Origin of the sequence: Paraglaciecola polaris LMG 21857, from assembly GCF_000315055.1 — a bacterium.
GTDB classification, from domain to species: Bacteria; Pseudomonadota; Gammaproteobacteria; order Enterobacterales; family Alteromonadaceae; genus Paraglaciecola; species Paraglaciecola polaris.
This window is the reverse complement of record NZ_BAER01000045.1, coordinates 124,648-138,249: the sequence shown is the minus strand read 5'-3', so window position 1 is coordinate 138,249 and position 13,602 is coordinate 124,648. Positions and strand designations below refer to the sequence as shown.

Annotated in this window: 7 protein-coding genes; 5 read left to right on the top strand and 2 right to left on the bottom strand. The window is 44.6% G+C overall.

The genetic code is table 11. From position 1 onward, the window contains the following. Both GPLA_RS10145 and pbp4b read right to left on the bottom strand, forming a co-directional pair. Positions 1-643, bottom strand: a 643-nt coding sequence (locus GPLA_RS10145) for a serine hydrolase domain-containing protein (protein WP_193362941.1), incomplete at its 3' end; no start/stop codon positions are given. A 128-nt stretch (positions 644-771) separates the two neighbouring features. Continuing rightward, complete coding sequence (pbp4b, locus tag GPLA_RS10140; RefSeq protein ID WP_040514350.1) at positions 772-3,243, bottom strand: penicillin binding protein PBP4B; 2,472 nt, start codon at positions 3,241-3,243, stop codon at positions 772-774. A gap of 481 nt (positions 3,244-3,724) precedes the next feature. Between pbp4b and GPLA_RS10135 the strand changes: the two genes are divergently transcribed. The 5 genes from GPLA_RS10135 to GPLA_RS10115 all read left to right on the top strand — a co-directional run bounded on the left by GPLA_RS10135 (position 3,725) and on the right by GPLA_RS10115 (position 13,526). Further along, positions 3,725-6,751 carry a TonB-dependent receptor gene (locus tag GPLA_RS10135; protein ID WP_040514348.1) on the top strand — a complete coding sequence of 1,009 codons (3,027 nt, stop codon included), beginning with the start codon at positions 3,725-3,727 and terminating at the stop codon, positions 6,749-6,751. A 128-nt stretch (positions 6,752-6,879) separates the two neighbouring features. Further along, entirely contained in the window at positions 6,880-8,769 is a 1,890-nt protein-coding gene (locus GPLA_RS10130; protein WP_007104802.1) for a glycoside hydrolase family 3 protein, read from the top strand. An 89-nt stretch (positions 8,770-8,858) separates the two neighbouring features. Next, entirely contained in the window at positions 8,859-9,260 is a 402-nt protein-coding gene (locus tag GPLA_RS10125; protein ID WP_007104801.1) for an NUDIX hydrolase, read from the top strand. Positions 9,261-9,479: 219 nt separating this feature from the next. Then, a complete protein-coding gene (locus GPLA_RS10120; RefSeq protein ID WP_007104800.1) occupies positions 9,480-10,328 on the top strand; it encodes an SIS domain-containing protein in 849 nt (282 codons plus the stop codon). A 348-nt stretch (positions 10,329-10,676) separates the two neighbouring features. Then, entirely contained in the window at positions 10,677-13,526 is a 2,850-nt protein-coding gene (locus tag GPLA_RS10115) for a TonB-dependent receptor domain-containing protein (RefSeq protein WP_007104799.1), read from the top strand. Positions 13,527-13,602 lie beyond the last annotated feature (76 nt).

Here is a 13,602-nt window from a genome sequence, read left to right as displayed (position 1 = left end):
AGGTTAACGGAGCAAAAATGCGCTGTTCAACAAACTTTTGCCAGCTTTGTCCACTGGCGGCAGCAACCACTTCGCCAGCCACAATATAAAGCAGATTGTCGTAAGCGTAGTCGGCACGAAACTGACCTGACGGTTTTAGAAAACGTAAATTATGAACGACCTCCGCGCGGCTAAAACTAGAAGGTTCTGGCCACAGCATCAGATCCCCTGCCCCAAGTCCTAAACCACTGCGGTGGGTCAACAAGTCTGTAATAGTAAAATGCTCGCTCACCCAAGGGTCGTATAGCTGGAAATCCGGCAGGTGCTTAACCACAGGATCATCCCAACTCAGTTTATCTTCATCAACTAATATGGCTAACGCCGCAGCCGTAAACGCTTTGGTATTTGAGGCAATTTTAAATAAACTGTGGGCAGTAATCGGTTCATGGGTGCGGATATCTTTAACACCGTAACTTTTTGCCAATACGATCTGATTATCTTTAATGACACCTACTGCCACCCCAGGAATATTCAGACGGGTCATGATCTGCTCAACCTTTCGGTCGAGTTCAGGGTTATTTGCCAATGTACTTGCTGATGTATTCACCTGTGCGTGCGCCCCCAATATCCAAATACAACTTATTAAAGTCAGTCCGCACATCATGAATTTTCGCGTGAATATCTTAGCCCTGGGGGCATTAATGTATAAGCGGTTCATTATTTTCCTGCCTTAACAGTCAACTAGGGCACACCCAATCACTTGGGGGTCATTAAGCGGCATTATTTCAGCCACTATTTATTTAAAATTGCTTCATACACTAGGCTTATCACACTGCCATATTTGCCCGTTTCAAACGTTTTCCCTGCAAATTCAACATGTCCAGCGCTGTCTTCTTGTACTTTAGAATGCCGGGCATTCGTCAGCAGAAATATGGCTAAGTCGTATTCAGGATCAATAACCGATACTGTGCCTGTCCAGCCCGTATGGCCATAAGCCTGGGCACTGGCATAGGGGCCAAAATGCCATTTATTTTGTCCATGACCTGCTCGGCGCCAGCCTAAACCGAAGCTGTCATCTCGCTCTTCTGGTTTAATAAATTGCTGCAAAACGGCTTCATTAAATATCTGTGTTTGGCCATAACCACCGCCATTTAACAACAACTGGCCGAGTACCGCTAAGTCATCAACTGTTGAAAATAATCCTGCATGACCCGCGATGCCTCCCATTGAATAGAACGCCTTCTCATCGTGCACTTCACCCTGTAAGACATACTGGCGCATATTGTCGAAATCGACCCGCCCGCCTCGAGTATTACCTTGAATTTCAGTAGCAGCAAATTCGCCTTTCGCTCTTCCTTTGCGTAATGGGTTGAACAGGGTATTGGTTAATCCTAACGGTTGGTATATTTGGTGTTCTACGTAGGCGTCAAGGCTCATCCCCGTGATACGTTCAATTAGCTTGCCAAGCAGCATATAATCGGTGTCGCTATATACCGCTTTTACATTGCGCCCCATAGCAAAGGGTACGCGATTTAGCAGTAGCTGGTCGGTACGTTTTGCATTTTGTGAATACAGTCCTTTGCCCAATTCGTTGTCTGGCGTGAAGAAACGTACTTGAGGACCATACCCCGCGGTATGCGTCAGAAAATCACGCACTAATCGGGTTTCTCGCCCCCCACCTTGATAATCAGGCAAGTAGTGGTGCAACGCTAAATTCACATCTAACTTGCCCTCGCTAGCAAGCTGCATTAACGCAAAGTTAGTGGCAAACATTTTGGTATTTGAGGCGATGTCGAACAAGGTATCCACACGCATTTTTTGTGGCTGGCTTAGCAGTCCACCACCATCAGCATACTTGCGTGCATCACCGTAGGCAGTGCGCTTGATAATTTGACCGTCTTTGACCACCAACAATACCGCACCGGGAAATCCATCGTTCACATCTTGCTGGATAAGCGCATCTACCTGCTCGAAGGTTTGCTGAAATTGCGTGCTGGTATCTATTAGTTTAGGGGAAGGTATGCTGACATTCACTTCACTGCCTACGGGCAGCACATTGTCTACTCGTAAGGTGTTCGTGCCGTCTTTAGTACGGCGCTTCAAACTGTATTGATAATGCCCGTCTTGCGCAAAAGGTTGAGTAATATTCAACTTTTGACCGTTAACGTAAATATCAGCCTGCTGTGCATCCATACTATTAATAATGATCTCGCCGCGCCCTTGATAGCTTTTAAAGCGCTGCCGATCATTGACTAACTGACGTGTACTGCGCTCAACCATGGGAAAAACCTGATCGATTTGGCCGCGCTTAAACGCGTGCTCCAATGCTGATGAGGATGATGCATCGCTCGATTGTTCCCCTATGTAACGAGTCATCAGGGACTTGGCTTTGTTCGCAAAGTACTTGTCGAGCAGCGCGAAAACAGCGCCGGCTGTTTTGCTGTCAACTTGCCCCGTCACCTGCCAAGGTAAAAAATGCATTTGAAAAGCACTGACAACATTATGGGTTTGCTCGTCGAGTATGCCCGTTTCTAAAATATCGTAGCCATAAGTGCGTAAGGCTGTTTGCACCAAACCGATATTCGGCTGATATTGATTAAAACGCTGCCAGTACTGCTCAAACGTATCGTTGTCGTACCAAGCACCAATGCCTTCTTGATATAGCTCATACCAAGGGAAACGCGGACCTGGATCGTTCTTACGTGTCGGCGCAATATCAGCATGGCCGATAACCCGAGTCGGCGAAATATCCGGATTGCGAGCGAGAATATCTTTGCTCAAGGCTATTAATAGCTCGATTTGCTTGGGATCATAATCTGGAAAGACACATAAACGATTATCGCCGTGCTCAGTTTGTATGCCTTTGCCAGCCTGTTTGTCTCGGTGGCACTCGGGTACGTTAACAATTTCAATGCCAATAGAAGAATCATTTAATTCAGTTCGTCCCTGCCACACGCTGTTACCGGCGTGCCAAGCTCGCTTATTTTCATCGACCAGTTTTAAAATTTCTAATGATGAATTGGGATAACTCGGGTCGTTGGACTCTGGAATAAGATAATGAGCACTCAAACTACCTTCGTCCACCAAGGCATTCACCGACTTTTGATAGTCAATCGCGGTGAAATGCATGACTAAAAACTTCACTCTGTGACCAAAGTTATGGGACGGCAATTCGCTAATAGGTAAGGTTGCGCAGCTCACGATTCCTGCCGTTAAACCGCAAATCAATACAAAACGCTGCCAACTCACAATAAGTTTATTCATAACACTCAGGATATCCCGTTGCCTAAACATCTACTAGATCACCAAAAAGAATAATTAATTACATCAATAATAAATAATTAGAATAATAATTCCATTACTTATTGCTTTCATTTTTCTAAACCTGCAAATCAACTACTTTCGCCTTATCCATTGTGCTCATTATTATTATTCTCCTGTGCAGTTATTTTCACTCAAAAGCTAATTTCTGAACGGGCCAAACAGATACAAGGTAATAAAACATACCTTTAAGCCTTGATGGCATGTTGATTTTTACTGAGCCACGCGCAAAATTGCCGATAATAAAAACTCGCCCACAAAGATAAATTATTACTAAGAAATCAACATTAAAGAACATATTATTCTTGACGTTGACCGATATTGTTTGTTAAATGCACAAACAAAAATAATAAAAAATACTTTCTGAAGGCTTATGAGTCGTCGTCCTCAAATAAAAAAGCACAAGCAACAAATAGGTGAACACATGGCAACACAATCTAATCGTTTTATTCAACAGCGGATACATCGCGCCATGCAAAGTGCATGGACTAACCGTGCATCAGCATTATCAGCAGTGCTACTTACAGGGTCATTAGCCTTCGCACCAGCAGCAATGGCGCAACAAGCCGGCAGCATCAAGGGTAAAGTTGAGACTCAAGCAACTAATATTGTCGTTAATGATGTAACAGTCACCGCCTCAAGTAACGTGATGCCCAAACCAAGAACGGTGAAAACAAAGGCAGATGGTAGTTATGTTCTGCCAGCGCTTAAGCCGGGCAAATATACCCTTACCTTTACCTCAGCCGACGGTACAGTTCGCCAAACTCAGGTTGATGTATTGTTAGATCAAACATCCAATGTTGATGTTGCTTTTGAAGCGGCTCCCACTGACAGTACCGAAGTCATTCAAATTATTGGTTCGCGCATCAGCCGTGAAGGCGATTCATCTTTAACCAATTCATTAGGTGAAGACGTTTTATCTCGCGTTCCAATCGGTCAAGATTATCGCTCTTTATTAGCCATTATTCCCGGTGTGCAGTATTCAGAGAATGCTACCCTTGGCCCAAATTCGGGCGGATCCGGCCGTGATAATAAATACGGCTATGACGGTGTAGATGTATCATTACCCATGTACGGCAACCTTGCATCTGAGCCATCGACTCAGGATATCGCCTTTGTATCTATTGATCGTGGGGGCGCTAAAGCAATCGGCTTTAACCGAGCTGGTGGCTTAGCAATTAATACCTTATCAAAATCAGGCACTAACGAATTTCACGCGAGTGTAGAATACCGTATCGAGCCTGCTAGTCTGTCAGCGGACCGTGATACTACTGAAGGTACGTCTGCGAACTTCGATGAAGATAAAACTTGGATGAGTGCCAGCGTAAGCGGTGCGTTAATTGAAGATGAATTGTATTTTTATGGCTCGTACTTTGGTCCTGAGGTAACACGCGACAACAAAGAAACCGCTTATGGCCCTACTAAGCAATATAAAAGTGACCGTGATGAATACTTCGGTAAATTAACGTGGGCGCCCACTGAAGATCTATTGTTCAACGTCAGCTACAGAACATCGGATAAAGATGTAGTTGGTGACTCGGTCGATTCAAAAGCGGCTGATTCCACGTCTGAAGGTAGTTCGGTATCTCAAGATATTTTTACCATTGATGGTTCATATATTATTGATGATTACACCACGTTAACCTTCCAATACAGTGACTTCAAAAACGAAAACTCTAGTCGTCCTGACACCAATTTTTCAGGTGTTATCCCGTCTATTGGTGGATCCCTTGATTTGAATAACCTTGAGCAACAAGGTCTATTCACCGTACCTAACATTAAAACGGATGAAGGTTATGACGCTGACACAGCGCAAGCACTGATCAATGCCTATGGCTATACCGATGATGCAGGCGTACTCACTGGTGGTGGGAATATCGGTGGCGCTTCGTTAATCAATAACCAAGATTTCTCTCGTAAGAGCTTTGAAGTCAATCTTGATCATGAGATGGAATTAGGTAATACCGTTCACAATATCCATATTGGTGGACAGTGGAAAGAAAGCGAAGAAGTACTTACTCGACTTTCAAATGGTTGGGGGTCAATCGGCTATATCGGTGCCTTAAACACTGACACTAATTTTGAAACTGATCAGGACATCTATTATAGCGCAACGGTTTATTCAAACAGCTTAAACGGCGAAGAAAACCTAAACCCACTTACCTCAACATCCGAAGTCATCAACATTGAAGTCAACGATACGATTGAGCACGGAGATTTCACCTATAACGTGGGTTTCTTGTTCAGTAACGACACGTTGTACGGGCAAGGCTTAAGAGAAAATTCAGCCAATGCATCTGGCTACGAAGTAGCCCCTGGCAACAAGTACAAGATGTATGAACTTGATTTTATGGACATGATCCAACCGCGATTAGGTGTTACATGGGCGTATAACGGTCGCGATACTGTGTTCGCTAACTTTGCCAGTTATAATCCTGACACGACTTCATTAGCGCGTGCCGCCTCCTGGGATCGTAACAACCAGTCGACCCAAGTGGTTTACTTTGATGCCGATGGTGCATTTATCGGTAACACTGAAGCGAATGGCTCATCGGGTAAATTATTCCAAGATGACATGGAGGCTCGTCGTACTGACGAAATCACTATTGGTATGACCCAGTACGTATCAAACGAATTCTTTGTTCGTACTCATGTACGTCAACGTAAAGCCTTCCACGCATGGGAAGATCAGCCTAACAATGCGCGCACTTATGGTGATTATGGTCCTTTCGGCGGTGTGCCAGAACACTTACGTGGCCTAGGATTATTTATTCCTGACTTAGCAGAGCAATACTCCAGTATGGGACTATCGGCAAGTGATGGTAGCTACGTTATCGCTGAGCTTGATGGTGCACAAAATACCTACTACGAGTGGAGCGTTGAAGGTGACTACACGGGTGATAACTTCTATTTGAACGTTTCGTATGTATGGAGTCATTACTTCGGCAATTATGACCAAGATGTTACCAGCACCGCGTCTGACGGTAACTTGTTTGTTGGCTCATCTAACTTAGGCGACGGACGTGGACGTATGTTGTGGGATGGCAAGTCAGGTACCTTAAACGGTGACAAACCTCACGTATTGAAAGCATTGGGTTACTATACAACGGATTGGAATGCTGACATCGGTTTCAACTTTGTATATCAATCAGGCGATGTATGGGAAGCATGGGATGGTGGAGTTTACGGTTATTCTAGCTCAACGATTCGTTATGCTGAACCTGCTGGTAGTCGTCGTGAATCAAGTCATTGGCAGTTAGACTTGAACTACGCACAGGCCTTCAACATTACCGAAGATTTGGAAGTGAAGTTTAAAGCCGATGTGTTTAACGTCTTCGACAGACAGACGGGTTATAACACTCAACCTATCGTTTCTAGTGCCACTTTCGGTCAATCGCAAGATTTGATAAATCCTCGCCGTATTCAACTTTCGGTTGCTGTGAACTTTTAGTCCAACATAACAACCTGTTTGCGAATGCAGGTCGTTATTTTTCAGTCCCCGCTTATGCGGGGATTTTTTTGTTTTCATTTTTTATCTCGCGCACACTTAGTGCGTATCTTTATTTTCAGGAGTGAGTCATGGGCTACGGGCCATCGCGTTTTTATATTATCAGTGTGCTGATTGTTAGTTGTATTTCCTGCGTAAACCAACCGGCTGTCGATCCCAAAATTGAAGCCTTAGTGGCGCAAAAGCTCATGCCAGACATTCGTTATTTTTGCCCTAACATAAGCCAAGGCCCTGCCACTAAAAAGTGCACAACGCCCGTTACCGTGCTACCTAAGGCATTGAAAAGCATGATCGCCGATACCGGTGTCGGCGGCATTATTTTATTTGCTAATAACTTGCATGATACCGAACAGATGATCCGACTTAATCGAGATTTACAGGCTAGCGCGGCCTTAGGTGGTCACCAACCGTTATTTATTTCAATCGATCAAGAAGGCGGGCGTGTGGTGCGTATTCCGCAGAATATCAGTACGGCTTTTAGTGGCAACATGGCGATTGGCGCGACGTACGCCCAGCATGGTACCTACTTCGCAAAAATTAGCGGCGAGGTTATTGCCAAAGAATTGGCGGTGTTGGGTTTTAACCTTAACTTTGCGCCCACTGTCGATGTTAACGTCAACCCAGAAAACCCAGTCATCAACGTACGCTCATTCGGCGAGGACCCACAGATAGTCGCCGAACTCGGTTTAGCGCAGATGCAGGCGATGCAGAGCCAAGGTATTATTTCCGCCCTGAAACACTTCCCTGGGCACGGCGATACCAATACCGATAGTCATTCAGGCTTGCCATTGGTTGAGCACGACATCAGCACTATAGAAGCAGTAGACTTAGCCCCGTTTCAATATGCAATTGATCATGCGGCACCAGGCATGATCATGACAGCTCACATCCAATACCCAGCGCTTGATAACAATGTGTTTGATGCCACTGATGGCAGTGAAACGATCTTGCCTGCAACAATGTCGCGACCTATCCTGACTGACTTATTACGCAAAAAAATGGGCTACCAAGGCGTTATTATCACCGACGCCTTAGATATGGCTGCCATCGCACATTTTTACCAGCCCACTGAAGCGGTGATACAAACATTTAAAGCAGGGGCCGATATTGCGTTAATGCCCATCCCCATTCGTACCCCAAGTGATATTCCTAAGTTAAAAAAACTCATACATGACGTAGCCTACGCTATCCAAAGCGGACACTTATCCCTTGCAGAGGTCGAGCAATCAGTCACCCGAATTAACCGCTTAAAGCAAGACTATATTCAAGCTGACCCAGCTAATATTAATATACCTAATGCCGTGAGCCATGCGCAAACCGTCCTGGCCTCTCCTGCACATTTACAGGCAGAGCAGGCACTTGCCGATAGCTCCATCATAGCAATTAAAAATCAACAGGCTTGGCCCATCAATAAGCGTATTCAACGTATTCATATGGTAATGCCTGACAACAGTAAATGTATGGCGCTAACAACAGCATTTGAACTCGCCATTAATCAAGCCGTGGACAAAACCACAAAACACATCACTTGCTCCAGTTTGACCAGTGACAGTACACAAAACATCTTAAACCTGCAGCGAGAAGCACAAATGGTCATTTTTAGTGATATCACGCCCCAGCAAAGTCTAGTTGAAATGGGCGGTATGGATGATCTGGTCGACTGGCGACTGCGTCCGAAAAAAGACGCCTTAGACGCTAAACTCATGCACCTGATAAAAGCCACTAAGCCCCATCAAACGTCACTACTGCTCAGTATGCGCACGCCATATAATGTCCCCAAATATGCAAATTATGTAGACGGAATCATCGCCAGCTTTGCTTACAACACCCAACAAACCGAATCCGTCGATAGCCATGGCCAAACACACATCGGCTATCAGGGGCCGATTTATCATGCTCTGGCGAATATTCTACTCGGTACAAAACAGGCCCAGGGTACCCTGCCGGTGAGTATTGAATAGCTCGGTGAAAGATTATTGCCCTACGGCGGTCATTATAAACATATACGCCGTCACGGCTTAACCCAAGCTAAACGCGAAGTAGGAGCCATATGGCATTCGATGATACCTTTCGCATCAGTAGTCATGGCGTTATTTTTAATGACGCAGGGCAAGTTTTATTATTAAAGGCCACCTATGGTAACTGCACTTGGGGCCTACCCGGGGGTGCACTTGAGCCTGGTGAAACAATCCATCAAGCTTTGTTGCGTGAATGCCAAGAAGAGTTGGGCACAAAGGTTCACATTGAATATCTATCCGGTGTCTATTATCACAGTGCGTTTAATTCTCAGGCTTGTATTTTTAAAGTACAGTTAACACAACCCCTCATTCACTTGAGTGAAGAACACAGTGAATATGCCTATTTCGATATCGATTCGTTATCTGCGGTGCAAAAGCAGCGCGTGCAAGAATGCGCATCGTTCGACGGTAACGTGGTCAGCGCACGGTTTTAAATTGTCTTAATGTGCGTATTATGAGCGGCGGAATAATGATTCAATTTAGAAAAATTATAAATCAAACAATGTATAGAGCGTGTGAATAATTTATCTATTCACGATTAAGTATGCTGAGGTCCAACGGTAACCTTATTGCTCTTATTTTTACTAGGTTTTACACGTAAGTTGTTAAAATTACGGTAAACTAAATAATAAATTATTACTTAGAGTTGCTTAATGTCTACCTTCACAAAAATAAAAGCCATTAAAGATACCCTTTCTAACAGCGAACTTAAGTTAGCCAAGTTTGTGCTTAGCTCGTCAAATGCGGTACGTGATCTGTCTTCTCAGGAGCTGGCCAATGTGGTCGGCGTGAGTCAATCGAGTGTGGTTAAATTCTCTCAAAAGCTTGGTTATAAGGGTTATCCCGCCTTTAAACTTGGGGTGATTGACGCCCTGAACGCCAACTCAACGGACACGAATCTGCATGGCAAAATCACCCTAAATGATAGCTTTCGCCAAGTATCTGAGAAGCTCCTGAGCAGTAAAGTTGCCGTGTTAAATGAAACGAAAAACCTAAACGAAGAAATGGCATTCCATCAAGCAGTAGAATTGCTTAAATCCTCAAAACGCATCCTCATTTGCGGCTTGGGTGGGTCTGCTTTGGTCGGTAAAGACTTCTCATACAAGCTGCAAAAATTGGGTATGTGGGCGATTCAAGAACCTGATATGCACGCACAATTAGCCTTTGCTGCGACCTTGTCTGAACAAGATGTAGTCTTCGCCATCAGTGAGTCAGGTAGTACCCGAGAAATCATCAATGTGGTTAAACAAGCTAAGCAGAATAAATCTAAAGTCATCACAGTTACGCGATATGGCCCAACACCAGTATCAGACTTAGCAGACATCAAGCTGTATTCAGTGGCAGAAGAAGAGTCTGCGCGTTTATCCTCGATAATGGCACGTACCGCACAAGAATTTATCATCGATATTTTGTTTATCGCTATAACTCAGTCGTCACGACAAGGTAGGCAGTTACTGGAAAAAACAAACTCCATCGTCAGTGATTTTAGGCAATCATCTTAAGCAGATAGCGCCAAGATCTATCTTTTTTTACCCAAGTTCACGTCAATTCACTACTTTTAACCAAGTATCTCGGGGGACTTGGTGTAACTGTTTGATGCCCCTCGACATATTTCACATCCTCTTATCTTCAACAGCAAATCAATCCGCTTAAATTCCGCCCATAACTTGTAAATTATGAGCAAAAAACGCTGCTTTACTGACCATGTAAACAGTTATTAACACTATTTAACAAATAATTTACGATATATTTGTTTGAAATATCACCTTATGAGCAATACAATTCACTGCAATTTGCACTTATAGCAGATGAATTCCTTATTTTTCCAAAAAATCTCTTCAGGGACACATATGTATAAAATCACTCACGCCGTAAAAGTTGCGTTGTTAGGTAGCTCTATTGCTATGACGAACAATGCTTTCGCTCAACAGAGCGAAAACTCGCAAAACACAGATACGGTAGAAAAAATTCAAATCACAGGCTCGCGTATTTTACGTGAAGGGGCGATTGCGCCTTCTCCTGTGACAGTGCTTAGCGGCGACAGCTTAATCAATACCGGCGCGATGAACATTGGCGAAGCTTTAAATGAACTACCTGCTTTAGCCAGTACATACTCGTTAGCCAATTCAGGGCAATTTATTGGCACCGCAGGCTTAAGCCTTCTTGATCTTCGTGGCATGGGCACAGAGCGCACTTTGGTTTTGGTTAACGGTAAGCGCCACGTAGCAAGTAGTGCAGGGACCGCGTCTGTTGATACCAATACCATACCCACCAGCTGGATTGATCGCGTTGAAATCATCACAGGCGGCGCATCAGCCGTATACGGTGCTGACGCAGTAACAGGTGTGGTTAACTTTATTCTTAAAGATAAAATTGAAGGCCTGCAAGTGAGTGCCACCAAGGGCTATGCTGATAATCACGATTACAGCAACGACAAATACTCTTTTTCTTACGGTACTAACTTCAATGACGATCGCGGTAATATCGCCTTATCTATTGAACACAGCAGTCAAGAAAGTTTAAACGCGCTAGATAACCCCTGGACATCGACCTCGTATCGCGAATTGACCAATCAAGCACAAACTGACGCGAACAAAGACTCATTAGATTTCCCAGATAAAATCTATACGCCGAATGCAGGCATTTATGCTCTGAGTAATGCGGGCACATTTGGTTTGGGCAATGATTATTACTCGTTTAATCCTAATGGTTCCGTGCGCAACGTCTATCTTGGCGACAACGTTGATGGTATAGCCTGCGAAAACTGCGATTTTATTAACTTGAATCAATTCACTGAGCTTCAGCCCGAATTTGACCGCACCAACTACAATCTTAAACTAAGCTACGATCTCACCGACAACATACGTGGTTATGTGGAAGGTAAATACGCCCGCACGCGTTCCACTAATATTGGCCAACCTGCATTTTTCTTCCTTGAAAGACCAGAAGATGCCATCACCATTCAAAACGATAACCCATTCGCGGGTGACGATTTACTTGCGCTTATGAACGCCTCTAACGTTACCAGTGTTGCTATCAATCGCATGTTGTCTGATGTGGGTCGTCGTATTGAAGACGATGAGCGCGAAACTACAGCCTTTGTTGCTGGACTTGAAGGGTATATTAACGACGACTGGGGTTTTGAAACCTACATCACCCGCGGTGAAACCAAGCTCGAGCGCGCTAACAAAAATAATCTTGTGTTAGCAAACTTCTACAATGCCGTAAACGCCGTTGCAGGAGATGACGGTTCGATTGTTTGTCGTGATACGGCTGCTCAAGCAGCGGGCTGTGTGCCGTTAAATTTATTAGGTGATGGCGCGCCAAGCGAAGCTGCTAGAAACTATGTCAATACGACCTCTATCGGCAACAGCACGATTACGCAAACCGTGGTAGGTGGCTCAGTCAACAACTCAGGTATTTATGAGTTACCAGCAGGCTATGTTGGTTTTGCCGCAGGTATTGAATACCGCAAAGAAGAAAGCGAAATTGAAGAGCCAGATAACGCTGAAGGTACCTTTTTCAACGTATTAGGTGAAGACAAGGGCGACTTTGACGTAAAAGAAGCTTATGTGGAATTTTCAGTTCCTTTATTAGCTGACTTACCAGGCGTGCAAAGCCTTAACTTCGAAACCGCGTTACGTATCGCTGATTACAGTACCATTGGTAATGCGAAAAGCTGGAAACTAGGCCTAGATTGGCAGGTGTACGACGATCTTCGTATTCGCTCGACTCATTCATCAGCCCTACGCGCACCTAACATCAGTGAATTATTCGGTGAAGCCAGCCAGACCTTTTTCAGCATCGATGACCCTTGTAAAACGTCTGAGCTAGACCAACTATCTGACGCGTCCACACGTGCAGCAAACTGTGCAGCCCTAGGTGTGCCGGCTGATTTTGATTCCGATTACGACCAAGCAACAATCGAAGGCGAGCAAGGCGGTAACATTAACCTACGCGCTGAAGAATCAAAAAGTACCACAGTGGGCGTCGTCTACCAACCGTCTTACCTCGAAGGCTTTGTGGCCACCGTTGATTACTGGAAAATTGAATTAACGGATGCAATTTCATCTGTTGACTCACAAACCATACTCGATCGTTGTGTAGACAACACTAGCAGTGTGAATAATGATTACTGTTCACTTGTTTCCCGTGACGTAAACGGCGAAATTTCGCAAATCAGAAGCTTCGCACTTAACCTTTCAGGTCAAGATGCAGCGGGTGTGGATTTCGAACTTGGTTACGACTTTGATGCCCTTGGTGGTTCATTTAATACCAACCTTATCGGTACCTACCTTATCGAACGTAAAGAGTATCCGTTCCAAGAAGATACCTCTGACTACGTAGAATATGCCGGCACTGCGGGCGAATCTGAGTGGCAAGGCATGGTAAGCGTGAACTACACAGTTGACGCATGGAAAGCTGGCATCAAAACACGTTATTTAGAACGCGTTAGCATATACGACAACCAAGAGCTTGCCGTTAACCCTAACCGCAGCTCGTTGATGGAATATGGCTCATACGCTATTTCAGATGTGACAGTAGGTTATGCGTTTGAAAATGGTTTATCCCTAACAGTCGGCGTAGATAACGTATTCAACCGCGGCCTGCCATACGGCACAACCGGCACTGGCGAGAAAACAGGTGCTTATGAAAACATTGGTCGTTTCGGCTATGTAACACTTTCATACGCTATGTAATCGCCATTAATATCAGTAGAAAATAGCCCAGCAAAAAGGCCTCAGTTGAGGCCTTTTTCATTTCTGATATTCGTCT